This is a genomic window from Pseudomonas sp. B7(2017) (assembly GCF_002112745.1).
GTDB classification, from domain to species: domain Bacteria; phylum Pseudomonadota; class Gammaproteobacteria; order Pseudomonadales; family Pseudomonadaceae; genus Aquipseudomonas; species Aquipseudomonas ekonensis.
In genome coordinates this window covers 149,546-173,649 of the sequence record NZ_NEIP01000004.1, presented here as the reverse complement: position 1 = coordinate 173,649, position 24,104 = coordinate 149,546, and the positions used below count along the sequence as shown (strand labels likewise).

Sequence of the window (24,104 nt, the reverse complement as noted above, 5' to 3'; positions counted from 1 at the left end):
GATCAGCGTGTGTCAATCAAGGAGGCCGATGAAGATCCCTGTTCACAGGCCCCGCTGCCTAGGAGTGCTTTTATATACGCCTGCGGCAGGGGTTGATACATAGCGGGCTACGTATTTTGTAGGGATTTTGTTGCGCACCTGTGAAGGTGTGTGAGGCGCGTTGCGAACGCGCAAGAAAAAGCCCCGGCTCTGACGAGTCGGGGCTTTTGCGTTTCTGCGGTGCGGCTTACAGGGTCGGGTAGTCGAGGTAGCCGACCGCGCCCTTGCCGTAGAACAGTTCAGGACGCGGCTCGTTCAGCGGCGCGTCGGCCTTGAGGCGGGCCGGCAGGTCCGGGTTGGCGATGAACGGAACGCCGAAGGCCACCGCATCGGCCTTGCCGCTGGCCAGCCATTGGTTGGCGCTGTCCTTGGTGAAGCGCTCGTTGGCGATGTAGGCGCCGCCGAAGGCTTCCTTGAGCTGCGGGCCGAGGCTGTCGGCGCCTTCCTTCTCGCGGGAGCAGATGAACGCGATGCCGCGCTTGCCCAGTTCACGCGCCACGTAGGTGAAGGTTTCGGCGAGGTTGTCGTCGCCCATGTCGTGGGAGTCGGCGCGTGGCGCCAGGTGCACGCCGACGCGGCCGGCGCCCCAGACATCGATGGCGGCGTCGGTCACTTCCAGCAGCAGGCGGGCACGGTTTTCCAGGGAACCGCCGTACTGGTCGGTGCGCTGGTTGGTGCTGCTCTGCAGGAACTGGTCGAGCAGGTAGCCGTTGGCGCCGTGGATCTCCACGCCGTCGAAGCCGGCGGCCTTGGCGTTCTCGGCACCGGTGCGGTAGGCCTCGACGATCTCGGCGATCTCATCGGTTTCCAGGGCGCGCGGGGTGACGTAGTCGGACAGCGGACGCACCAGGCTGACATGACCTTTTGGTTGCAGTGCGCTCGGCGCGACCGGCGTCTCGCCGTTCAGGTACGACGGGTGGGAGATCCGGCCGACGTGCCACAGTTGCAGGACGATCTTGCCGCCGGCGGCGTGCACCGCCTTGGTCACGTTGGTCCAGCCGCGCACCTGGTCGTTGGACCAGATGCCGGGGGTGTCCGGGTAGCCGACGCCCATCGGGGTCACCGAGGTGGCTTCGCTGAGGATCAGGCCGGCGGAGGCGCGCTGTACGTAGTACTCGGCCATCAGCGCGTTGGGCACGCGGCCTTCGTCGGCGCGGCAGCGGGTCAGCGGCGCCATGATGATGCGGTTGGACAGTTCCAGGTCGCCCAGTTTGATCGGATCGAAAATCGTTGCCATGAGATACAACCCTCGTGAGGTGAAAAGTGAATCAGTTTGCAGCCGGTGCCAGTTCGGGATTGCCGTTCTGGCGGAAAGTGATCAGGGTCGCCAGCAAGGCGAGCACGGCCAGGACGGCGGCGGCCAGGGGTACGCTGGTCAGGCCGTAGCCGTGGGCGATGACGCTGCCGCCGACCCAGGCGCCCAGGGCGTTGCCGACGTTGAAGGCGCCGATGTTCAGGGTCGAGACCAGGTTCGGGGCCGCCTTGCCGAAGGTCACCACGTTGACCTGCAGTGCCGGCACGGCCGCGAAGCAGGCGGTGGCCCAGAGGAACAGGGTGATTTCGGTGGGGATCAGCGCGACGCTGGTCCAGGTCAGCACGGTGGAGACGACGGCCATGGCGATGAACACGCCGATCAGCGTGGCGGCCAGGCCCTTGTCGGCCAGCTTGCCGCCGATGATGTTGCCGACGGTCAGGCCCAGGCCGATGAGCATCAGCGTCCAGGTCACGCCGCGGGGCGAGACGCCGGTGACTTCGCCCAAAAGCGGCGCGACGTAGGTGAACAGGGTGAACACCGAGGCGGCGAACAGCGCGGTCATGCTCAGCGACAGCCAGATGCCGGCGCCCTTGAGGGCGGCGAGTTCGGCGCGCATGTCGAGCTTTTCCTCGTCGCGCTTGGCCGGCAGGAAGCGCACCAGGCCGAACAGGGCGACGACGCCGATCACGGTCACGGCCCAGAAGGTCGAGCGCCAGCCGGCTTCCTGACCGAGGGCGGTGCCCAGCGGCACGCCGAGGACGTTGGCCAGGGTCAGGCCGGTGAACATCAGGGCCACGGCCGAGGCGCGCTTGTTGGCCGGCACCAGGTTGGCCGCCACCACCGAGCCGATGCCGAAGAAGGCGCCGTGGCACAGGGCGGTGATGACCCGCGCCAGCATCAGCACGTTGTAGTCGCTGGCCACCGCACACAGCAGGTTGCCGACGATGAAGATGCCCATCAGTGCGATCAGCGCGGCCTTGCGCGGCAGGCGGGCGGTGGCCAGCGCCATGAACGGCGCACCGATGGCCACGCCCAGGGCGTAGCCGGTCACCAGCCAGCCGGCGCCGGGGATCGACACGCCCAGGTCGGCCGCCACATCGGGCAGCAGCCCCATGATGACGAACTCGGTGGTGCCGATGGCGAAGGCGCTCAAGGCGAGTATGAGAAGCGGGATGGGCATCGTTATTTCCTTTTGGGCCGGCTGACGTTAAGGGTCAGAGCTCTTTGCCGAGTGTTTCGAGGAACGCCTGGATCACGTCCTCGTTGCGTTTGAAGAAGTGCCACTGGCCGACCTTGCGGCTGCTGACCAGGCCGGCGCGCTGCAGGGTCGCCAAGTGGGCGGATACGGTCGACTGCGACAGGCCGCAGCGTTGGTCGATCTGCCCGGCGCAGACGCCGTGCTCGTTGCTGTGGGACTGGTCGGGAAATTCGACGGTCGGGTCTTTCAGCCAGTGCAGGATGTCTCTGCGTACCGGGTGCGCCAGGGCTTTTATGATTTCGTCGAGGTTGAGGTTCATGGTCGGGTGCTCGTGACGTGTAGCGTTATATCGCGATGAGGCGAACTTTAAATCGGTATTTCGCGATATACCAATATGATTTCGATCTGACGACCGCATAAATCGGTATATCGGGTTATAACGATATTGTGGTTGTGATCCAGCAAAGGAGCAGTGCTAAGCTGCGCCCATGAACTATCTCGCACATTTGCACCTCGGAGGCCAGCGCCCCGGACAATTGCTCGGCAGCCTGTACGGCGATTTCGTCAAAGGGCCGCTGCAAGGGCAGTACGCGCCGGAGATCGAGGCCGCCATCCGGCTGCACCGGCAAATCGACGTGTTCACCGACCGGCACCCGCTGGTGGGGACGGCGCTGGACCGCTTCGCCACCACCCGGCGGCGTTATGCGGGCATCGTCCTCGACGTGTTCTTCGACCATTGCCTGGCCCGAGACTGGACGCTGTACGCAGACCGGCCGCTGGAACACTTCACCTCCGATGTCTACCGCACGCTGTCCAGCGAACGGCAATTGCCGGAGCGCCTGGCGAAGATCGCGCCGTACATGGTGGCCGACGACTGGCTGGGCTCGTACCGGGAGTTCGAGGTGCTGGAACAGGTGCTGCGGGGGATTTCCCGGCGGCTGAGCCGGCCGGAGGAACTGGCGGGGGCGATGGACGAACTGCGGCGGCTGTACGAGCCGTTGAGCGAGGATTTCGCGCGGTTCTATCCCAGGCTTCAGGACTTCGCGCAGCCCCCGCCGACATCTTGATTCCCTTGTAGGAGCCAGCCTGCTGGCGATGGCGGCCTGTCAGTCGATGTTGATGTGACTGATCCGGCCCTATCGCCAGCAGGCTGGCGCCTACAGGGTTGCGTGGCCTCAGGCGGCAATCAGGTCGCCGGCACGGCTCGGTTCGACCGGCTTGGCCACCTCGCCGAACAATGCCTTCTGCACCGCCTGCTGCGCCTCGAACGCCAGCGCGGCACGCTCGCGGCCCTGGCAGGCGATCGGCTTGAGCAGGTGGATCTCCACCTCGCCGCAGTCATGGCTGAACAGGCGCATCAGGTGCGACAGCAGGTCATCGTCACCGATGAACGGTGCCAGCGGGTCGATGTGGCCATTGCGCAGGTAACGGATCGCTACCGGTTGCAGCTTCACCTCGGAGTCGATGGCCGCCGACAGCAGGCGCCCGTGGAAGGTGCGCAGCGAGCGGCCGTCGGTGGTGGTGCCTTCCGGGAACATCAGCAGCGGATGTTCCGATTGCAGGTGACGGGTCATCTGCTTGCGGATCAGCTGGCTGTCGCCCGAACCGCGGCGGATGAACAGGCTGCCGGCCTTGGCGGCCAGCCAGCCGGCCACAGGCCAGGTGCGCACTTCGGCCTTGGACAGGAACGACAGCGGCGTGAGCATGCCCAGCAGCGGAATGTCGGTCCAGGACACATGGTTGCTGACCCACAGCATCGGCTGCTTGGGCAACTCGCCCAGGACGGTCACGCGAAAGGGCAGGGCGTTGCTCAGGCGCGCCATGAAAAACCGCGACCAGCGCTGCCGGCGCACCATCGAATGGGCCAGGCCCAGCCGCTCGAACACCCCGAACACGCTGGCCATGCACAGGCCCAGCGCCACCACCAGCAGCACCCGCGCGATCCGCGCGTACACCCGCAGGCGGCCCATCACACGGCCGCCTTGAAGTGCTTGGCGTAGCGCGGGCAGAGCTCGTCGCGCTTGAGCAGGATGAACACGTCGGCCACCTGGAAGTCTTCGTCCCAGCAGGGCTCGCCGCAGATCTTCGCGCCCAGGCGCATGTAGGCCTTGAGCAGCGGCGGCATTTCGGCGATCACGTTGGACGGGATGTCCAGCGACGGCAGCGGATTCTTCGGTTCGGCGCGCAGGTGTTCGGTGCACAGGTAGCGTTCGCGCAGGCGCTGCATGATCGCGTGGGCCTGCACGCCGCCGTCCTGCATCGGGATGCTGGCGCAGCCCATCAGGTAGCTGTAGCCGCCCTGGTTCAGCACTTCGGCCAGTTCGCCCCAGAGCACGGCGATGGTGCCGCCGTTGCGGTAGGCCGGATCGACGCAGGTGCGGCCGATCTCCAGGATCGGGCCCTGCAGGCCGGCGAGGCCGTGCAGGCTGAATTCCTCTTCGCTGTAGAAGCGGCCCAGGCTGCTGGCGGCAGTGTGGTCGAGCAGGCGGGTGGTCGCCACCAGGCGACCGGTGTTCAGGTCACGCACGCCGATGTGGCTGCAGTGGACATCATAGTCATCCATGTCCAGACCCAGCTCCGCGCCCTTCAGCTTGGCGTTGAACTCGCCGCTGAACACGTTGAAGCGCAAGGCCTGGGCTTGCTGCAGAGCCTCGGCGCCGATCAGGCGTTCGGCTTGCAGGCGGCGTTCATTGCCGGTGTCGCTGATGCGGGCGATCTGAGTCATGTGAATCTCCGTACGGGCCGTTCACCCGTCAAGGGTTGCAGCCGATCGACTTTCTTTATGCCGCCGTGTTGGGCAAAGTCAGGCTATGTAGCCCCGGTGTCATCGCCATGAATGTTTGGTGATGCTTGTATGACAGCCCTCAAGGAGCCTCCTATGCCCTGGCCGACCCTGCTCGAATGCCGTGAACGAATGCCCGCCGTCCCTGACCTGAGGGAAGGTTTCGCGATGCTGCTGCATCAGTTGGGCACCGTGACCCCGTTCGAACTGGCGGTGGCCGGCGGGCGGCGGATGGCCACGCCGGGCCTGGCGTTCCTGGTGGGCTATCAGGCGGCCCTGCGCATGCTCTGGCCGAGCGCGCCGCCCAGCCTGGGCGCCCTGTGTGCGACCGAACAGCGCAGCCTGCGCCCGGCGGACATGCAGACCCGTCTCACGGACCTGCGCCTGGACGGGCGCAAGGATTTCGTCACCGCCGGCGACGCCGCCGACTGGCTGCTGGTCGCCGCGCGCAGCGAGGCGCCGGGGGAGGCGCCGAGCCTGAGCCTGGCGGTGGTCTATCCGGACGAGCCCGGTGTGCGGGTGGAAACGCTGCCGGCCCTGCCGCTGATGCCGGACATCAGCCACGGTCGCCTGCACCTGGAGAACGCGGGCTGCGAATTGCTTGCCGGGGATGGCTGGGACGCCTACGTGAAACCGTTCCGCACCCTGGAGGACATCTACGTGCTGAGCGCGATGACCGCGTGGCTGTACGGCGTCGGCCAGGACAGCGGCTGGCCGCAGGCGCTGCAACTGCGCTGGGTGGCGCTGCTGGCCGGGTGCGCGGAAGCCAGCCGGCTACCGCCGGACAGCCCGGTGGCGCATGTGGTGCTGGGCGGATTGTTCGCGCAGTTCGACGCGCTCAAGCCTGAGTTGGATCAGGCGCTTGCCCAAGGGGCGCCCGAGTGGGCGGCGATGTGGGCACGGGACCAGTCCGTCATGCAGTTGGCGGCGGGGGCACGGGCCAAGCGGCTGGCCAAGGCCTTGGCGGCGGGCTGACCGCAAGCCCTGCATTCAGCCGAACACCCTGTGGGAGCCAGCCTGCTGGTGATAGCGGTCTGTCTGACACCTCAATGCCGGATGTGCTGCCGTCATCGCCAGCAGGCTGGCTCCTACCGTGTTCTGGGGTGACCGCAGACTCTGCATCAGGCCCCGTCCATCGCCAATCTGTCATCAATGCCGGCTACCCTCGTCGGGTTCATCCCCAGAGCCCCCGCCATGTTCAAAGGCCTGTTCCTGTGTCTGCTGCTGATCAGCCTTGCGGTGCGCGCCGAGGAATGGCCGGTCGTCCCGCAAGCGACCGGCCCGGCCATCGAGGCCCTGGAGGCTTACGCCTTCCCGCCCCGCGACGACGTCACCCGCCAGGGCATCCGCACCGACGCCTTGCTGGTGATCCGCGACGGCCGATTGGTCTACGAGCGCTACGCCGGTCCGACCACCGCCGACACCCCGCACCTGACCTGGTCGATCAGCAAGAGCCTGATGGCCACGGTGCTGGGGGTGGCCTACGGCGAAGGGCGGTTGCGCCTCGAAGAACCGGCGTCGAAGTATTACCCGGCGCTGGAGCGGCACCCGACCCTCACCCTGGGCGACCTGCTGCACTGGGCGTCCGGCCTGGACTGGCAGGAAGACTACGAATACGCGCCGCTCAAGTCCTCGGTGGTGGCCATGCTCTACACCCGCGGCCATCGCGACATGGCCGCGTTCGCCGCGGGCCATGAGGCTTATGCCGCACCGGGCAAGGCCTTCCGTTATTCCAGCGGCGACAGCAACCTGCTGGCGGCGGCGCTCAAGGGCATCGTCGGTCCGCAGCGCTATGCGGACTATCCCTGGACGGCCCTGTTCGAACCGCTGGGCATCCGCCGTGCCGTGTGGGAGACCGATGCCGCCGGCATCTTCGTCGCTTCGTCCTATGTCTACCTGACCGCCCGCGATCTGGCGCGGATCGGCCTGCTGATGGCCCGGGACGGGCGCTGGGGCGAACGGCAATTGCTGCCTGCAGAGTGGATCGCCTTCAACCGCACCCCGTTCGCGGGCTACAAGGCCGGCCAGGACGAGGCCGTGCCCGGCGGCCACTGGTGGCTCAACCTTGCGGTGGACGGCGCGCCGTCGCCCTGGCCTGACGCGCCGCCCGACACGTTCGCCGCCCTCGGCCATTGGGGGCAGGCCTTGTATGTGATCCCGAGCGCGAACCTGGTGATCGTGCGCTACGGCGACGACCGTGACGGCCGCTACCGGCACAACGAACTGCTCAAGCGGGCCCTCGCGGCATTCGCCGGGACGGTGCGGCCATGAAATTGCTGGGGCGTGTGTTGCTGCTGGCGTTCGTCGCGCTGCTGGGCTGGGGCTGGCTGGAGCGCCAAGCGCTGTGGGCGTTCCCGGACATCATCAGCGCCTACACCGCCAAGGAATACTGCTCGTGCCGGTACGTGATGAACAACGACGCCGCGTACTGTCGCGGGTATGTGAAGCAATGGCTGGCCACCAGCGCCTTTGCCGACGAGCCTTTGAGCAAGACCGTCACCGTCAGTGGCCTGGGCCGCAGCAACAGCGCCCGATGGATCGGCGAGCGCCAGGGCTGTCGCCTGGCGCCCTGATGCTGTGACTTGCGGCGGGGGCTTTGCCGGAACGGCCCGGGCCGGTTAAGGTTCGTGCAGGTTTTTCTGCCCCACGGGTCTTCAATGCTCAACCGTTCTCTCTGCACCGCCGCCGGCCTGCTGCTGGCCGCGGCCGCCCTGCCGGCCCAGGCCAACTGGTACCTGGACGGCGAATCCTCGCGGCTGTCGTTCGTCAGCACGAAAAACGCCAACGTCTCCGAAGTGCAGCGCTTTTTGGTACTGCACGGCAAGGTCGACCCGGACGGCCGGGCCGAGGTCGAGGTCGAGCTGGAGTCGATCAACAGCGGCATCCCGCTGCGGGACGAGCGCATGCGCAAGGAGCTGTTCCAGATCGATCAGTTCCCCGACGCCACCATCTCCACCCAGATCGACCTGCGTCCGATCAACGACCTGGCGCCCGGCGCGCAACTGGAACTGCGCCTGCCGCTGACCGTCAGCCTGCACGGCAAACAGCGCGAATACCCCGCCGAACTGCTCGCCACCCGTCTCGACGACCGGCGCTTTCAGGTAGTGACCCTGGAGCCGCTGGTGATCAACGCCGCGGACTTCGACCTGGCGCCGGGTCTGGAAACCCTGCGCAGCCTGGCCGGCCTGTCGGCCATCAGCCTGTCGGTGCCGGTGGGTGCGGTGCTGATTTTCGCGGCGCGCTGACATGCGCGGCGCGGTGTTCCCCTGGCGCGACGGCAACCGCTTCGAACTGTTGATCGACGGGCCGCAGTTCTTCCCGCGCATGCTCGACGCCATCGCCGGCGCCCGCGAGCAGATCGAGCTGGAACTGTACCTGGTGGAGGCCGGCGCCTGCGCCGAAACCGTGGTGCAGGCGCTGGTGCTGGCGGCGGAGCGGGGCGTGCGGGTGCGTTGCCTGTTCGACGACTACGGCAGCCTGGCCTTCACCCTCAACCTGCGTCAGCGGCTGACCGGCGCCGGGGTCGAACTGCGCTTCTACAACCGCCTGAACTGGCGGCGCTGGGTCGGCAATTTCTATCGCGACCACCGCAAGCTGCTGCTGGTGGATCAATGCCTGGCGGTGGTCGGCGGCACCGGGGTCACCGACGAGTTCTGGACGCCGGGCCACGACACCAGCGAATGGCACGAGGTGATGGTGCAGATCACAGGCCCTCTGGTGCTCGACTGGCAACTGCTGTTCGACCGCCAGTGGATCGCCAACCGCCATCGCCGCGCGTGGCGGCCCACGGCGCATTTCGGCCTGCCGCGCCTGCCCCGGGTGCCGGACGCGGGGGAGGGCATGGGCCGGGTGGCCTATGCCGACGCCCGTCAGCACCGGGACATCCTGCAGTCGCTGTTCCGCGCGCTGAACAGCGGCCAGCGCCGCATCTGGCTGGCCACGCCGTATTTCCTGCCGACCTGGAAGATCCGCCGCTCCCTGCGCAAGGCCGCCGCCCGGGGCCTCGACGTGCGCCTGCTGCTGACCGGGCCGCGCACCGATCACCCTTCCGTGCGCTATGCCGGGCACCGCTACTACCCGCGCCTGCTCAAGGCCGGGGTGAAGATCTTCGAGTACCAGCCGTGTTTCCTGCACCTGAAGATGGTGCTGGTGGACGATTGGGTGAGCATCGGTTCGTGCAACTTCGACCACTGGAACCTGCGCTTCAATCTTGAGGCGAACCTGGAGGCCTTGGATCCGCCGTTGACGGCGGCAGTGGTTTCGAGCTTCGAGCGGGATTTCGGCCTGAGTCAGCAGGTGAGCCTGGAGGAATGGCGGCGGCGGCCGTTGTGGCGGCGCATCAAGCAGCGGCTGTGGGGGTGGGTGGACCGGTTGGTGGTCAATCTGCTGGATCGGCGCGGATAGTCGCTACACAGAAAACTTTGTGGGAGCTGCGGCGCGACGACTCGACTTGCCGCCGCTCCCACAGGTATTGCGTTGCTTTGCCTTACAGCAGTTCGAAGCTCTGCTGCGTCACGTCCTGGGAGTCCAGGCCGATCTGCACGTTGAACTTGCCGGGCTCGGCGGCGTACTTGAGCTGGGCGTTGTAGAACTTCAGGTCGTCTTCGGTGATGGTGAAGTGCACGACCTTCTGTTCGCCGGCCTTGAGCAGGATCTTCTGGAAGTTCTTCAGCTCCTTCACCGGACGGATCATCGAGCCGGTGACGTCCTGGATGTACAGCTGCACCACGGTTTCGCCGTCGCGCTGGCCGGTGTTCTTCACCACGACGCTGGCGTCGAGCTTGCCGGTGGCGTTCAGGGTGGTGGAGGACAGCGCCATGTCGCTCAGGCTGAAGTCGGTGTAGCTCAGGCCGTAGCCGAACGGGAACAGGGGGCCGGTGGTGTCATCGAAGTACTGCGAGGTGTAGTTGCCCGGCTTGCCCGGCGTGAACGGCCGGCCGATGCTCAGGTGGTTGTAGTAGGTCGGGATCTGGCCCACGGAGCGCGGGAAGGTCACCGGCAGCTTGCCCGACGGGTTGTAGTCGCCGAACAGCACGTCGGCGATGGCGTTGCCGCCCTCGGTGCCGCTGAACCAGGTCTCCAGGATCGCATCGGCCTGTTCCTTCTCTTCCAGGATCGTCAGCGGACGGCCGTTCATCAGCACCAGCACCAGCGGCTTGCCGGTGGCCTTGAGGGCGCGGATCAGTTCGCGCTGGTTTTCCGGGATGTTCAGGTCGGTGCGGCTGGAGGACTCGTGGGACATGCCGCGGGACTCGCCCACGGCGGCCACGACCACGTCGGCGTCCTTGGCGGCTTTCACCGCTTCGTCGATCAGCACGTTGGCCGGACGCGGGTCATCGACCACTTCCGGCGCATCGAAGTTGAGGAAGTTGAGGTAGTCGAGCACCTTCTTGTCGCTGGTGATGTTGGCGCCGCGGGCGTAGGTCAGGTTCGACTTGTCGCCGATGACCGCGCTCATGCCGTCGAACAGGGTGACCGACTGGGCCGGACGGCCGGCGGCGGCCCAACTGCCCATCATGTCGATCGGCGCCTTGGCCAGCGGACCGACCAGGGCGACCTTGGCGGACTTCTTCAACGGCAGGGTCTGGTTGCGGTTGGTCAGCAGCACCAGGCTGCGGCGGGCCACGTCGCGGGCCTCGCTGCGGTGCAGGCGGCTGTCGGCGTAGGTGTCGGCCGGATCGTCCTCGGCCTTGCCGATGCGCAGGTACGGATCCTTGAACAGGCCCATGTCGTACTTGGCCGCGAGCACTTCGCGCACGGCGTTGTCGATGTCCTTCTGCTCGATCTCGCCGGACTTGAGCAGCCCCGGCAGCTCCTTGCCGTAGAGGGTGTCGTTCATGCTCATGTCGATGCCGGCCTTGATCGCCAGCTTCGCCGCCTCGCGGCCGTCACGGGCCACGCCGTGCTTGATCAGCTCGAAGATCGCGCCGTGGTCGCTGACCGCCAGGCCCTTGAAGCCCCAGTCCTTGCGCAGCAGGTCGTTCATCAGCCAGGTGTTGGCGGTGGCCGGGATGCCGTTGACCGAGTTCAGCGCCACCATCACGCCGCCGGCGCCGGCGTCGATGGCCGCGCGGTACGGCGGCAGGTAGTCCTGGTACATCTTCACCGGGCTCATGTCCACGGTGTTGTAGTCGCGGCCGCCCTCGACCGCGCCGTACAGGGCGAAGTGCTTGACGCTGGCCATGATGCTGTCCGCCGCGCTCGGCGAGTCGCCCTGGTAGGCCTTGACCATCACCTTGGCGATGCGCGAGGTCAGGTAGGTGTCTTCGCCGAAGCCTTCGGAGCTGCGGCCCCAGCGCGGGTCGCGGGAGATGTCGACCATCGGCGCGAAGGTGATGTCGAGGCTGTCGGCCGCCGCCTCGTTGGCGGCCACGCGGCCGGAGCGGCCGATGGCGTCCATGTCCCAGCTGGAGGCCAGGGCCAGGGGAATCGGGAAAATCGTACGGTGGCCGTGGATCACGTCGTACGCGAAAAACATCGGGATCTTCAGCCGGCTGCGCATCGCGGCGTCCTGCATCGGACGGTTTTCCGGACGGGTGATCGAGTTGAAGGTGCCGCCGATGTTGCCGGCGGCGATCTCCTTGCGGATCAGCTCACGGGGCATTTCCGGACCGATGCTGATCAGGCGCAGCTGGCCGATCTTCTCGTCGAGGGTCATTTGCTTCATCAGGTTGCTGATGAACGCGTCCTTGTTTTCCAGAGGGATCTGGGTCGTGGCGGCCAATGCCTGATGACTGGCCAGGCTGACGAACAGGCCCAGCAAACACAGCTTCTTCATGAATGGTTTTCTCAAGGGCCTAAACGGCAATGCGATGCCGGCCAGCCAAAATTTAGGGAGCGACTATTGTTGTTCGGGTGCTGATTGAAAAAACGACAGCCGAAAAAACGTCGCCGGTGTTCGGCGACGCGATCGCGCAGGGCCTCTTTGTAGCCCATCGGCCTGCGGCAATCCAGTGGTGCGGGCGATTATGCCCCAAGAGCCCGCCGAGAATGTTTCGCGATCGCCTTTTAATGGAATGCGCCAGGGAGCACCCGTGCGATGAATGTCAGTCCCGCCCACCGTTCGCGTTTGCAGGTCGCCACCTTGCTGGTGCTGGCCACGCTGTTGACCGCCTGCGGCATCAACAACATCCCGACCCTCGACGAACAGGCCAAGGCCGCCTGGGGCCAGGTGCAGAACCAGTACCAGCGGCGCGCCGACCTGATCCCCAACCTGGTGGAGACAGTGAAGGGCTACGCCAAGCATGAGGAAGCGACCCTGACCGCCGTGGTCGAGGCGCGGGCCAAGGCCACCTCGATCCAGGTCGACGCCAACACCCTTGACGATCCGCAGAAGCTCAAGCAGTTCCAGCAGGCCCAGGATCAGCTCAGCGGGGCCTTGAGCCGGCTGATGGTGGTGTCCGAACGCTACCCGGACCTTAAGGCCAACCAGAATTTCCTCGCCTTGCAGTCCCAGCTCGAAGGCACGGAGAACCGCATCAGCGTGGCCCGGCGCGACTTCATCCTGGCGGTGCAGAAGTACAACACCGAGATCCGCACCTTCCCCGGCCTGCTCTGGCACAAGGTGATGTACAGCGACCTGCCGGTGCGCGAGACCTTCGAGGCCACCAGCCCCGGCGCGGACAAGGCGCCGGAAGTGAAGTTCTGATCCGGGGCCGGCCATGCGCATGCTGAAGGCGGGTCTGGCGCTGACGCTGTGGCTGTTGGCCGGCAGCGCGTTGGCCGAACTTTCGTTCCCGGCCCTGACTGGGCGGGTGGTGGATCAGGCGCAGATGATCGAGCCGTCGGTGCGCGCCCAGTTGAGCCAGCAGCTGCAGGCCCACGAGCAGGCCACCGGCGAGCAGGTGGTCGTGGTCACGCTGCCGGACCTGCAGGGCGACACCATCGAAGACTTCGGCGTCCAGCTCGGCCGGCACTGGGGCATCGGCCAGAAAGACAAGAACAACGGCGCGCTGCTGATCGTCGCCCGCGCCGAGCGCAAGTTGCGCATCGAGGTCGGCTACGGGCTGGAGGATCGGCTGACCGACGCCCAGGGTTCGGTGATCATCCATCAGGTCATCACGCCGGCCTTCAAGGCCGGCAACTTCAGCAAGGGCATCAGCGACGGCGTGGCGGCGATGCTGGTGGTGCTGGGCGGCAATCCGCTGGACGAACCGTCGACGGTGTACGAACCGGCCGGGGATCCGGCGGACGATTTCGTCTCCCGCCATCCGACCCTGTTCGTGTTTCTCGTCATGTTGTTCATCCTGACTGTCTTTGTCTGCCAGATGCTCGGTATCCTTCCCGCCGGCCGGGGCGGTTCCGGGGGATCGGGCGGCGGTTTCGGCGGTGGCGGCTTCGGTGGCGGCGGGGGCGGAGGCTTCAGCGGCGGCGGGGGCAGTTTCGGCGGCGGCGGATCGTCCGGCGGCTGGTGACACAACAATAAGACTGGGCATTTCACGACATGGCACTACTGACCGAACACGAACAACGCAAGGTCGCCGAGGCGATCGCCCGGGTCGAGCGCGAGACCGACGCCGAACTGGTGACGGTGCTGGCCGCCCGCGCCGACGACTACGCCTACGTCCCGCTGCTGTGGGCCAGCCTGCTGGCGCTGGTGCTGCCGGGCGTCGTGCATTACTTCACCGGCTGGCTGACCCTGCGCAGCCTGCTTGTGGTGCAGTGGGGCGTGTTCATCGTGCTGTGCCTGGTGTTCCGCCTGCCCAAGGTCACCACCCACCTGGTGCCGCGCCGGGTACGCCACTGGCGGGCGTCGAACCTGGCGCGCCGGCAGTTCCTGGAGCAGAACCTGCACCACACGGTGGGCGGCACCGGGATGCTGATCTTCGTCTGCGAGGCCGAGCGCTATGTGGAGATCCTGGTGGACGAAGGCATCTCTCGCCGGCTGGACAACCGCAGTTGGGATGCGATCGTCGCAGCGTTCACCGAGCAGGTGCGCCAGGGGCAGACATTGCAGGGATTCGTCGCGTGCATCGAGGCCTGCGGCGAATTGCTCAAGGTGCATGTGCCGGTGACCCAGGTGCGCAACGAGTTGCCGAACCGCCTGGTGGTGCTGGGGTAGGCCAAAAGAACGCCGTTGGGCAAATAACTGCGTGTCCCCGGCGCCCATCCCCCCTAAACTGTGCGCCATTTCCGATTTGCCCCGTCCGAGGCCGTTTTCCGCATGTCCGTCACCGCCGCTTCCGCCCCCGATCAGCACGCCAGGTTCATCGGCCTGCTGCAAACCAGCCTCGATCAGAACGGTTTCATCAAACTGGTGCTGGCCCGGTACGTCGGCGACGAGGCGGACCTGCAGCGGGTCATCGTCAAGCCGGTGACGGTCAAGGGCCAGCCGAGCCTGTCCTTCGTCTACCGCTACAAGACCCGCGACATCACCAAGAACCTGGCCCTGGCCGACGGCGTGGCGGCGGTCGCCGGTCTGCTGCCCGAGGCGTTCAGGAACGCGCACCTGCTGACGCTGACCGACGAGGCCCAGCTCGAATACAGCAAGAAGGGCAAGCCTTCGCTGTTCATGAGCAAGCCCCAGCAACTGCGCGAAGTGCCGACCGCCGGCCACAACCGCGAGAAGCACCGCTTCCTCGAACTGAACCGGCCGTTCCTCAAGGACCTGGGCGTGACCAACGCCCAGGGCGAGCTGATCCCGGCGATGTCGCGCAAGTGGAAGCAGATCAACAAGTTCATCGAAGTGTTCAGCCATGCGCTGACCTCGTCGCCGCTGGCGCTGGACAAACCGGTACGGGTGGCGGACTTCGGTTCGGGCAAGGGCTACCTGACCTTCGCCATCCATGACTACCTGCGCAACACCCTCAAGGCCGAGGGCGAGGTCACCGGCGTCGAGCTGCGCCAAGAGATGGTCGACCTGTGCAACGCCGCCGCGCAAAAGCTGGAGCACCCGGGGCTGGCGTTCAAGTGCGGCGACGTGCGCAGCGTGGCGCCGAGCGAGCTGGACGTGATGATCGCCCTGCATGCCTGCGACATCGCCACCGATTACGCGATCCACACCGGCATCCGCTCCGGGGCGTCGATCATCCTGTGCTCGCCGTGCTGCCACAAGCAGATCCGCCTGCAGATCCAGAGCCCGGCGCTGCTCAAGCCGATGCTGCAATACGGCCTGCACCTGGGACAGCAGGCGGAAATGGTCACCGACAGCCTGCGCGCGCTGTTCCTGGAGGCCTGCGGCTACGAGACCAAGGTGTTCGAATTCATTTCGCTGGAGCACACCAACAAGAACAAGATGATCCTGGCGGTCAAGCGCGCCGAACCGGCGGACCCGGCCCGGCTGCTGGAGAAGATCCAGGAACTGAAGGCGTTCTACCACATCAGCGAACACTGCCTGGAAACCCTGCTGCGCGCCGACGGCTACCTGGCCTGACCTGAGTTTTGGGGGCCTGGGCTGACGTCATCGCCAGCAGGCTGGCTCCCACAGGGTTCTCGGTTGAATGCCGAAACGGCGGCCACTGCAAAACAATGTGGGAGCCAGCCTGCTGGCGATGGGGTCAGTCAAATCACCGCCGGCCAAAACCTAGGCAGTGGCCCCCACCTTCGATTGCACCGCCGTCTTGCGCCCGAGCATCACCGTCGCGATCACCCCGCAGGCGAACACCCAGGTGACCGGTTCCACGTGCTCGCCGAAGAACAGCGCCGAAAACGCGATGGTGAAGAAGATCTGCAGCAGTTGGATCTGGCTGACCCGGGCGATGCCGCCCATGGCCAGGCCGGCGTACCAGGCGAAGAAGCCGATGAACTGCGAGAACAGCGCGACGTAGCCGAACGCCCACCAGGTCTTGGCCGACACCGCGCCCTGATGCTGCAGCGCCAGGTACAGCACCGGGCCGACCAGCAGCGGCGTCGACAGCACCAGCGCCCAGCAGATCACCTGCCAGCCGCCCATCTCCTTGGCCAACCGGCCGCCCTCGGCGTAGCCCAGTCCGCCCACCGCGATGGCGGCGAGCATCAGCAGGTCGCCGGCCTGAATGCTGCCGGCGCCGCTGAGCAGCGCGTAGCCGAGCACCAGCGCACTGCCCAGGGCCGCGCAGGCCCAGAAGGCCTTCGACGGCCGCTCGTGGGACAGCCACGCGGCGTACAGCGCCACGCACAGCGGCTGCAGGCCGTTGACCAGCGCGCCATGGGACGCCGGCAAGGTCTGCATGGCCCAGGCCGACAGCACCGGAAAGCCCAGGATCACGCCGGCGATCACCAGGCTCAGGCCTTTGACCTGACGCCAGGTCGGCCACTTTTCCCGTCGCCACAACAGCAGCAACGCCGCCGGGGCCGCCGCGAACAAGGCGCGGCCCAGGCCGTTGAGCAGCGGGTGCAGTTCCTGCACCACGATCCGGGTGAAGGGCAGGGTGAGGCTGAAGATCACAACCCCGAGCAGGCCCAGGGCCATGCCGGTGTTTTCGCGGGAGGACATGTTGGCGACCGGTTAGGAAGGTGGCAGGGAGGTGGGTTCATCTAGCCACAAACCGCCGGGTTTGGCGCTTACAGCTGGCGGCAGAATGGTCGGTACAGTTCGGCTGCAGGCCACATATCCGCAGAGGCGGCGGATCCGGTCTACCTTGTAGGTTCCTGTGCATTTACCTGAGGAGTCCGGGCCATGGCCGCAAAGAAAATCCTGATGCTGGTCGGCGACTACGTCGAAGACTATGAAGTGATGGTGCCGTTCCAGGCCCTGCAGATGGTCGGTCACACCGTGCATGCCGTGTGTCCGGACAAGGCGGCGGGCAAGACGGTGCGCACGGCGATCCATGATTTCGAAGGCGACCAGACCTACAGCGAGAAACCCGGTCACCTGTTCGCCCTGAACTTCGATTTCGCCAAGGTCCAGGCCAAGGACTACGACGCCTTGCTGATCCCCGGCGGCCGTGCGCCGGAATACCTGCGGCTGAACGAGAAGGTGCTGGAACTGGTGCGCGCCTTCGACCAGGCCGGCAAGCCGATCGCGGCGGTGTGCCACGGGGCGCAGCTGCTGGCGGCGGCGGGCGTTCTGGAGGGGCGCGAGTGCAGCGCCTACCCGGCCTGTGCGCCGGAGGTGCGTCTGGCCGGCGGCACCTACATCGACATCCCGGTGACCGAGGGCCATGTCCAGGGCAACCTGGCCACCGCCCCGGCCTGGCCGGCGCATCCGCACTGGCTGGCCGGTTTCCTCGGGTTGCTGGGCACCCGGATCACCCTGTAGCCGACGGGCCTCGTCCTTGCGGTAGCCAGCAGGCCGGCGCCCGCAAGGGCGCCGCCGGAGCGGGTCAGAAGAACCGCGTCACGCTCACCTTGGCGTTGCGCCCCTGGCTGTAGGCGCGGTCACCGCTGAGGGCCGGGCGGTAGTCTTCGTTGAACAGGTTGTCGACCGTCAGGTTCACCTCGGTGCCCTTGAGGTAAGGCTGCTGCGGTTTCCAGTTGGCGAACAGGCCCTGCACGTTGTAGCGGTCGTTGTCGTACTGGTCGTAGAACACATCGCCCACGGTGTTCTTGCCGGAGCCGTACTTGTCGCTCGGCAGGCGGTCGGTCTGGCGCACGAACTCGCCCTGCCAGCCGACCTGGGCGTCCCAGGACGGGATCTTCACGCCGAGCACCGCCACCCACTTGGCCGGCGGAATGTCCCGGGCCCAGACGTCCGGCCCCCACGGGTTGGTGTAGGCCCCCTCGTGCTTGCCGGTCATCCACGAATAGGACAGCGAGCCGAACAGGTACGTCGAGTCATAGAAGCTCTCGACCTCGAAGCCCTTGATGGTCACCCCGCCGATGTTGCGGTAGTTGCCCATCGGGCCCATGCCTTTGCAGTCGGTGGAGATGCTGCCGCCCTTGATCGCCTGGTTCTCGCAGCCGATGCCGGTGGCCTTGAAGATCTCGTCGTCGATCTTGTTGCGGAACAGGGTGGTGCGCACCTGCACGTTGTCGTGGTCGGTGAACACGCCGGCGAAATGGCTGATGTTGCCGGCGCGCCAGCCGGTGATGCGTTCCGGGTCGAGGTCGACGCTGGTGGCGGTGCGGCTGCCCAGGCCCTGGACTTCGTACTGTTCGTCGATCACCGGCGCGCGCCAGGTCTTGCTGTAGTCGACGAAGAAGCCGACGTCCGGGGTCATCCGCCAGAAGGCCGACAGGCGCGGCGACCAGCCGGTGTAGGTGCGGTCGCTGTAGTCATGGCCGAAGGCCGGATCCGGGTTGTTGTAGTACGGCGCTTCGTTGGCTTCGCCGCGGTTGCGCACATGGTCGTAGCGCAGGGACGGGGTCAGGGTGAAGTCGCCCAGGGTGATGGCGTCCTGGAAGTAGACGCTGTTGGTGTCGACCTTGCCCTGTGGCATGAAGCTGGGCTGGAAGCGGCCGCCGTTGTACTTGGGCACCTCGTAGGCCTTGCCCGGCATCCACATTTCGGTGTCGCGGCTGTGGCGGCGCAGTTGCACGCCGGTGGTGAACGCATGGGCCAGCGGGCCGGTCTCGAACAGGCTGACGTTGCTGGCCTCGACGATGCGGTCCTTGTAGGCGGTGTCCATCTTGCGTCCGCCGGTGGAGGTCTGGAAGAACGCCGTGGCGTCGCGTTCATCGGTCTGGTCGGTGTTGGACTCCGAGTAGCTGAGCTTGAAGTCGATCAGGCGGTTGTCCAGCGGCTGGTACTGGTACTTGGCCGACCAGGTGGTGTCGACGGTTTCGCGGTTGGCCAGGAAGCGCTTGAGCGCCTTGTCGTAGCCGTACTGCTTGATGTTGGACCAGGTCGGCGGCGTCGGGTAGCTGGCGGACGAGAACGGAGTCCAGCGCTCGCTTTGCGAACGCGAGTAGGACAGCCCCACGCTGTGCTCGTCGTCCAGGTGCAGGTTGAACTTGAGCAGTTGGCCGTCCAGGTCCTGGGCGCTGTTGGGCAGGCGCTTGGGGTTGATCGGGTACTGGTTGTCCGGGTCGGGCGGGGTGCCGGCCAGCTTCATGTCGCCGCCGTCGCGCCGGGTCAGGTACACCAGCGCGTCGGCGCGGCCGTCCTCGGTGCGGCCGAACGCGGCGCCGCTGTAGGTCTGCTGATGGTCGTTGCTGGCGTAGCCGTACTTGACCATCGCGCCGCTGTTGCGACCTTCCTGCAGCAGGTCTGGCGCGTCCTTGGTTTCCATGTGGACGGTGCCGCCGAAGCCGCCGTTGCCGGTGAGCACCGAGTGCGGGCCCTTTTCCACCTCGATGCGTTTGATCAGTTCCGGCTCGATGAAAATCGTGCCCTGCTGATAGCGCTCGAAGCCGCTCTTGGTGGCGCCGTCGACGGTCAGCGGCACGTCCTCGGCGTCGCCCAGGCCCCAGATGTTGATGGTCTGGCCGCCGGGTTTCATCGACCCGCCCATGCTCACGCCCGGCAGGGTGGCGAGCAGGCTGGGGATGTTGGCGGGCTGGCGGCGGTCGATGTCGGCCTGGGTCAGGGTCGAGCGGCCAACCGTGCCGGAATCGACCTCGGTGCCGCTGCCGATCACGCTCAGGGCATCGAGCTGGATCCCGTCGCCGCTGCTGGCCACGGGTTCTTGAGGGCGCACCACATAGGTCTGGTTGACCTTGATCAGGCCGAACGGGCTGTTTTCCAGCAATTGCCGGATGGCGGCTTCCGCGCTGTATTCGCCGTCGAGGGCCGGGGCCTTGAGGTCGCGCAGCTGCGATTCATCGAACAGCAGCTGGATCCCGGCCTGCTGCGCGATCTGGCTCAGCGAGGCGGCCAGCGGCTGCGCCGGCAGATGCAGGCTGAGGTTGTCGGCATGGGCCTGAACGCTGAACGCCAGGCAGGCGGCGAGCAGGGTCGGTCGAAGGCAGGTGAGCGGGTACGGCGAAAGCACGCGAAACATGGAATCCCCCAAAGCGGCAAAAGGGCCGGAAAGGCCTGCGTTCGGAACGCAGACCGGAGGAAGACGGGACAGGCGAAAAAAACCTCACATGCGAATGCAAAATATTCTCATGTGAGATGCCGTCAGCGGTTTTCCAGGCGGATGCGGCCGTCGGCCAGTGGCACGGCCTTTACCGGAATCAAGGCGGGCAGGGCGTTGACCAGGGCGTCCGGATCCTGGGTGTCGAGATGGCCGGAGACCTTGATCTGCCCCAGTCTGGCGTTGGCCAGCAGCACAGGGTGCGGGCGGTAGAGGTTCAGCTCGTCCACCAGGCTGGCGAGCTCGCGGTTGCGGAACGACAGATGCCCGGTGCGCCAGTCGGCCACCTGGCCGTCGGCCAGGGTCTGCTGGCGCACGGCGCCGTCGGCCAGATCGACCGCGGCTTGCTGCTGCGCACCGAGCAGCAGCGGCGCCCGGTTGGCCGGCGCGAAAGCCACCTGACCGTGGGCGACGCTCACCACTACTTGCGCATCGCTGCGTCGCACATCGAAACCGGTGCCGACCACCCGCACGGTCGCGCCGCCGGCCTGCACCCACAGCGGCCGTTCCTTGTCCGGCGCCACGTCCACATAGAACTGGCCGTGGTCGAGGATGAGCCGGCGCTGCTGGCTGTTGAACTCGATGCGCAGCTGCGTGTTGGCGTTGACCGACAACGTGCTGCCGTCCGGCAGTTCGAGGGTGCGCCTGTCCTTGGACTGCGTGGCGATCTGTTGATGAAGCACCGTGTGGGACGTGCCCAACGGCAACGCCAGCACGGCACAGAGCAACGCCGCCGCCGTCGCCAGCGCCCGGCGCCATCGGCTGGCGGGCTTTCGCGGCGCCAGGGTTGCCGGGCGGTGCAGGGGGCGCACCCCTTCCAGGTCGGCCCACAGCGCTTCGAATGCCTGATAGGCCTTGGCGTGTTCGGGCTCGCGCAGCCACCACTCGAATGCCCGGCGCGTGGCGGGGCCCGGTTGCCGGCGGTTGCGCGTGAACCAGGCGGCGGCTTGCGCGTCGACGCTCTCGCCCGCCGGGCCGACGGTCAAATCGTGAGGGAGGTTCATTGAGGCTGCTCCGTGCCGTTGTCGTGATCCAGGCGTTGCTTGCAGTGCAACAGCGCACAGGCGATGTGTTTCTCCACCATGCTCAACGAGATGCCCATGCGCTCGGCGATCTGCGCCTGGCTCAGGCCTTCGAAGCGGTGCAGCATCAGTGCCTCGCGCCGGCGCGGCGACAGTTCGCCCAACACCGCCTTGAGCTGTTCCAGGCGCTGCTGGCGTTGCGCGGCGGCCATCGGATCCTGGCGTTCGTCGGCCAAAGGCTCCGGGTCGGCCTCGTGAGCGGGCTGGATGATATGTCGCACTTTCTGCCGCCGCCAGTGGTCGCGCAGCAGATTGCGCGCCATCTGGAACAGGAACGCCCGCGGCTGCTCGACCTGGGCCCGGTCGCGGTAGTCGAGCCACTGGGTGAAGACGTCCTGGGTCATGTCCGCCGCGTCGCTGGGGTTGTCCGTGCGTTTGTGCAGGTAATGCAGGATGTCCCTGTAGAACCGGCGAAATGAATCCACCGGCAGAGGATCGGGCGTTGGGCGGGACATGGATATCCTTCTCGACGGAGCGGGGGCGCAGAAAGGCGCGAATGATATCGAGAATGATTGCTATTTGTCATGTTGGCAAACGACACCGGCCGTCCACTGGCTGAACCGCGCAAAGGGTCTTTACTGTCGGAAGTCCAATCGACGGGAGCAGGAACATGTCCGGATGGTACGAATTGAGCAAAAGCAGCAATGGTCAGTTCAGGTTCGTCCTGAAGGCCGCCAACGCCGAGATCATTTTGACCAGCGAGCTCTACACCACGCACGCGGCGGCCCAGGCCGGCATCGCGGCGGTGCAGGCGAACAGTCCGCTGGATGAGCGCTACGAGCGAAAATCGACGAAGGACGGCCACCCGTACTTCAACCTCAAGGCCGCCAATCACCAGGTCATCGGCAGCAGCGAGGCCTATTCCTCCAATGCCGCGTGCGACAAGGGCATCGCCAGCGTCAAGGCCAACGGGCCTTCGAAGACGGTCAAGGACAAGGCGCGGCCGGTTCTCTGAACCGCTGATGCGGGCTTGCCCGCGATGGCGGCCTTGAAGGTGCCGTCGCGAGCAGGCTCGCTCCTGCAGGAGCGGCGGGATCAGCGCAGGTGCTTGAGCAGCGCCTTGAGTTGCGTGCGTCCGGCCTCGCTCAGCGGGAACACCGGCAGGCGCGGATCACCGGCCTCCAGCCCGGTCTCGCGCAGGCCGGCCTTGATCGTCGCCGGCAGCCCGCCCTTGAGGATGAAGTCCAGCAGCGGCAACTGGCGGTAGAACAGCTCCCGCGCCTTGGCCAGGTCGCCCGCCAGGGTGGCGTCGTACAGGTCCAGGTTGAGCTGTGCGATCAGGTTCGGCGCCGCCGTGCACCAGCCTCGGGCCCCGGCGGCGAACGCTTCCAGGGCCAACGGGTTGCAGCCGTTGTAGAACGGCACCCGGCCTTCGCCGAGCAGTTGCAGCTTGTGCATGCGCTGGATATCGCCGGTGCTCTCCTTGACCATGGTCACGTTCTCCACGCCGTCGACGATGCGCAGGATCAGCTCCACCGACATGTCGGTGCCGCTGGTGGCCGGGTTGTTGTAGAGCATGATCGGCACGCCGATGCTGTCGCCGATGGCGCGGTAGTGGGCGAGGATCTCCGCTTCGCTGAGCTTCCAGTAGGAGGCCGGCAGCACCATCACCACGTCGGCGCCGTGGGCTTCGGCGAAGCGGGCGCGGCGGATGGCCTTGGCGGTGGTCAGGTCGGACACGCTGACGATGGTCGGCACCCGCTTGGCCACGTGGCGGAGGCTGAACTCAGCGACCTGGTCCCACTCGGCGTCGCTCAGGTAGGCGCCTTCGCCGGTGCTGCCCAGCGGGGCGATGGCGTGGACGCCGCTGTCGATCATCCGGTCGATGGAGCGGCCGAGGGCCGGCAGGTCGAGGCCTTCGCCATGGACGCCGAACGGGGTGACGGTGTAGCCGATGATGCCGTGAATGTCGGTCTTGGACATGGGGGTGACTCCGTGAAAAGGGGCTTCAGTTCAGGCAATCGGCGTGCTGGCGCAGATTCTGCCGGGCGTAGTAGTTGAAGGCGGCGGCATGGCGCTTGGGCTTGGACACCCAGTCATGGGCTTCGCGGCCCAGAGCCGGGATGATCGGCTTGACGGTGCCGGCCGCCATCGCCAGCAGTTGCAGTTTGGCGGCGCGCTCGATCAGTTGCGCGATCACGCAGGCTTCCTCGATGGTGGCGCCGGTGGACAACTGGCCGTGGTGCGACAGCAGGATCGCCCGCTTGTCGCCGAGGGCGCCGGCGATCAGCTCGCCTTCTTCGTTGCCCACCGGCACGCCCGGCCAGCCTTCGAGGAAGGCGCAGTCGTCGTACAGCGGGCACAGGTCCATGTGGGAAATCTCCAGCGGCACTTCCAGCATCGACAGGGCGGCGATGTGCGTCGGGTGCGTGTGGATGATGCAGTTCACGTCCGGCCGGGCGCGGTACACCCAACTGTGGAAACGGTTGGCCGGGTTGGCCATGCCGTGGCCTTCGAGCACTTCCAGGTCTTCGTTGACCAGCAGCAGGTTGCCTGCGGTGATCTCGTCGAAACCCAGGCCCAGTTGCTGGGTCCAGTAAGTGCCGGGCTGCGGCCCGCGGGCGGTGATCTGCCCGGCGAGGCCGGCGTCGTGGCCGTTCTCGAACAGGATGCGGCAGGTCAGGGCCAGCTTTTGCCGGTCTGTCCACGTATTATCCGCCAGGGTGTTCTGCATCTGCGTCAGCGCCTGCTTGACCAGCTGCTCTTTGGGTAGTGCTAATGTCTTGGCCATATCGGTGTCCTTCGGGTGGTTCAACGGACGTCGGGTTTGCTGTCGCTCCGCTGCTCGCAAGGTCGTGGGTGACTGCAAATGACACTAAAGAGGCTATATGACACTTTGTGTCATTGGCAAGGAATAATCGTCGCTTCC

The 24,104-nt window shown here is 66.4% G+C and carries 24 protein-coding genes; 12 read left to right on the top strand and 12 right to left on the bottom strand.

Translation table 11 applies throughout. The features are described 5' to 3' along the window. Positions 1–226: 226 nt before the first annotated feature. Genes CAG29_RS09900 through CAG29_RS09890 form a run of 3 tightly spaced genes read right to left on the bottom strand, consistent with a single transcriptional unit; the run spans position 227 to position 2,811 of the window. A complete protein-coding gene (locus tag CAG29_RS09900; protein WP_085581723.1) occupies positions 227–1,276 on the bottom strand; it encodes an alkene reductase in 1,050 nt (349 codons plus the stop codon). A gap of 31 nt (positions 1,277–1,307) precedes the next feature. Continuing rightward, the gene (locus CAG29_RS09895) at positions 1,308–2,474 is read right to left on the bottom strand and encodes an MFS transporter (protein ID WP_085656104.1); all 1,167 of its coding nucleotides are present in this window, start codon (positions 2,472–2,474) and stop codon (positions 1,308–1,310) included. A gap of 34 nt (positions 2,475–2,508) precedes the next feature. Further along, complete coding sequence (locus CAG29_RS09890) at positions 2,509–2,811, bottom strand: helix-turn-helix transcriptional regulator (RefSeq protein WP_085581727.1); 303 nt, start codon at positions 2,809–2,811, stop codon at positions 2,509–2,511. 169 nt (positions 2,812–2,980) lie between these two features. Here CAG29_RS09890 and CAG29_RS09885 point away from each other — a divergent pair, with 169 nt between their 5' ends. Next, entirely contained in the window at positions 2,981–3,559 is a 579-nt protein-coding gene (locus tag CAG29_RS09885; RefSeq protein ID WP_085632190.1) for an ACP phosphodiesterase, read from the top strand. Between the two features lie 108 nt (positions 3,560–3,667). Here CAG29_RS09885 and CAG29_RS09880 read toward each other — a convergent pair whose 3' ends face one another. Together CAG29_RS09880 and olsB are read right to left on the bottom strand one after the other, a co-directional pair. Continuing rightward, entirely contained in the window at positions 3,668–4,462 is a 795-nt protein-coding gene (locus CAG29_RS09880) for a 1-acyl-sn-glycerol-3-phosphate acyltransferase (RefSeq protein WP_085581731.1), read from the bottom strand. Further along, entirely contained in the window at positions 4,462–5,217 is a 756-nt protein-coding gene (gene olsB / locus CAG29_RS09875) for an L-ornithine N(alpha)-acyltransferase (protein ID WP_085581733.1), read from the bottom strand. The genes CAG29_RS09880 and olsB overlap by 1 nt, the downstream gene beginning before the upstream one ends. A gap of 153 nt (positions 5,218–5,370) precedes the next feature. Here olsB and CAG29_RS09870 point away from each other — a divergent pair, with 153 nt between their 5' ends. The 5 genes from CAG29_RS09870 to CAG29_RS09850 all read left to right on the top strand — a co-directional run bounded on the left by CAG29_RS09870 (position 5,371) and on the right by CAG29_RS09850 (position 9,678). Then, positions 5,371–6,249: an acyl-CoA dehydrogenase family protein gene (locus CAG29_RS09870; RefSeq protein ID WP_085581735.1), complete on the top strand. Its 879-nt coding sequence runs from the start codon at positions 5,371–5,373 to the stop codon at positions 6,247–6,249. A gap of 219 nt (positions 6,250–6,468) precedes the next feature. Continuing rightward, entirely contained in the window at positions 6,469–7,545 is a 1,077-nt protein-coding gene (locus CAG29_RS09865; RefSeq protein ID WP_085694340.1) for a serine hydrolase, read from the top strand. Continuing rightward, positions 7,542–7,847, top strand: coding sequence for an amidase (locus CAG29_RS09860; RefSeq protein ID WP_085637276.1), 306 nt, complete (start codon positions 7,542–7,544; stop codon positions 7,845–7,847). Before CAG29_RS09865 ends, CAG29_RS09860 begins: the two co-directional genes overlap by 4 nt. Positions 7,848–7,931: 84 nt before the next feature. Further along, on the top strand, positions 7,932–8,519 hold the full coding sequence (locus CAG29_RS09855; protein ID WP_085581741.1) for a YceI family protein: 588 nt from the start codon (positions 7,932–7,934) through the stop codon (positions 8,517–8,519). Between the two features lies 1 nt (position 8,520). After that, entirely contained in the window at positions 8,521–9,678 is a 1,158-nt protein-coding gene (locus CAG29_RS09850) for a phosphatidylserine/phosphatidylglycerophosphate/cardiolipin synthase family protein (RefSeq protein ID WP_085694339.1), read from the top strand. 82 nt (positions 9,679–9,760) lie between these two features. Here CAG29_RS09850 and bglX read toward each other — a convergent pair whose 3' ends face one another. Then, the gene (gene bglX / locus CAG29_RS09845) at positions 9,761–12,052 is read right to left on the bottom strand and encodes a beta-glucosidase BglX (protein ID WP_085581745.1); all 2,292 of its coding nucleotides are present in this window, start codon (positions 12,050–12,052) and stop codon (positions 9,761–9,763) included. A 261-nt stretch (positions 12,053–12,313) separates the two neighbouring features. On the opposite strand from bglX, the gene CAG29_RS09840 reads away from it, so the two are divergent. From CAG29_RS09840 to CAG29_RS09825, 4 genes are all read left to right on the top strand, one after another. After that, positions 12,314–12,922, top strand: a complete 609-nt coding sequence (locus CAG29_RS09840) for a LemA family protein (protein ID WP_085581747.1) — start codon at positions 12,314–12,316, stop codon at positions 12,920–12,922. Between the two features lie 13 nt (positions 12,923–12,935). Continuing rightward, positions 12,936–13,688, top strand: a complete 753-nt coding sequence (locus CAG29_RS09835; protein WP_085632202.1) for a YgcG family protein — start codon at positions 12,936–12,938, stop codon at positions 13,686–13,688. Positions 13,689–13,717: 29 nt separating this feature from the next. Beyond that, positions 13,718–14,335, top strand: coding sequence for a TPM domain-containing protein (locus tag CAG29_RS09830; RefSeq protein ID WP_085585249.1), 618 nt, complete (start codon positions 13,718–13,720; stop codon positions 14,333–14,335). 102 nt (positions 14,336–14,437) lie between these two features. After that, entirely contained in the window at positions 14,438–15,646 is a 1,209-nt protein-coding gene (locus CAG29_RS09825) for an SAM-dependent methyltransferase (RefSeq protein WP_085632204.1), read from the top strand. Positions 15,647–15,796: 150 nt separating this feature from the next. Here the strand turns inward: CAG29_RS09825 and CAG29_RS09820 are convergent, their stop codons facing one another. After that, a complete protein-coding gene (locus CAG29_RS09820; RefSeq protein ID WP_085585245.1) occupies positions 15,797–16,687 on the bottom strand; it encodes a DMT family transporter in 891 nt (296 codons plus the stop codon). Positions 16,688–16,870: 183 nt separating this feature from the next. On the opposite strand from CAG29_RS09820, the gene CAG29_RS09815 reads away from it, so the two are divergent. Further along, positions 16,871–17,452 carry a DJ-1/PfpI family protein gene (locus tag CAG29_RS09815; RefSeq protein WP_085632208.1) on the top strand — a complete coding sequence of 194 codons (582 nt, stop codon included), beginning with the start codon at positions 16,871–16,873 and terminating at the stop codon, positions 17,450–17,452. A 64-nt stretch (positions 17,453–17,516) separates the two neighbouring features. On the opposite strand, the gene CAG29_RS09810 is transcribed toward CAG29_RS09815, so the two are convergent. The 3 genes from CAG29_RS09810 to CAG29_RS09800 all read right to left on the bottom strand — a co-directional run bounded on the left by CAG29_RS09810 (position 17,517) and on the right by CAG29_RS09800 (position 21,690). Beyond that, entirely contained in the window at positions 17,517–20,075 is a 2,559-nt protein-coding gene (locus tag CAG29_RS09810) for a TonB-dependent receptor (protein ID WP_085632210.1), read from the bottom strand. Between the two features lie 122 nt (positions 20,076–20,197). Beyond that, positions 20,198–21,157, bottom strand: coding sequence for a FecR domain-containing protein (locus CAG29_RS09805; protein WP_085694337.1), 960 nt, complete (start codon positions 21,155–21,157; stop codon positions 20,198–20,200). After that, positions 21,154–21,690: an RNA polymerase sigma factor gene (locus CAG29_RS09800; protein ID WP_085632214.1), complete on the bottom strand. Its 537-nt coding sequence runs from the start codon at positions 21,688–21,690 to the stop codon at positions 21,154–21,156. Before CAG29_RS09800 ends, CAG29_RS09805 begins: the two co-directional genes overlap by 4 nt. Before the next feature lie 155 nt (positions 21,691–21,845). On the opposite strand from CAG29_RS09800, the gene CAG29_RS09795 reads away from it, so the two are divergent. After that, the gene (locus tag CAG29_RS09795; protein WP_085585235.1) at positions 21,846–22,190 is read left to right on the top strand and encodes a YegP family protein; all 345 of its coding nucleotides are present in this window, start codon (positions 21,846–21,848) and stop codon (positions 22,188–22,190) included. 80 nt (positions 22,191–22,270) lie between these two features. On the opposite strand, the gene CAG29_RS09790 is transcribed toward CAG29_RS09795, so the two are convergent. After that, positions 22,271–23,158 (bottom strand): dihydrodipicolinate synthase family protein, encoded by an 888-nt coding sequence (locus CAG29_RS09790; protein ID WP_085694335.1) that lies wholly within the window; start codon positions 23,156–23,158, stop codon positions 22,271–22,273. 25 nt (positions 23,159–23,183) lie between these two features. Continuing rightward, on the bottom strand, positions 23,184–23,966 hold the full coding sequence (locus CAG29_RS09785) for an aldolase (protein WP_085585231.1): 783 nt from the start codon (positions 23,964–23,966) through the stop codon (positions 23,184–23,186). Positions 23,967–24,104 lie beyond the last annotated feature (138 nt).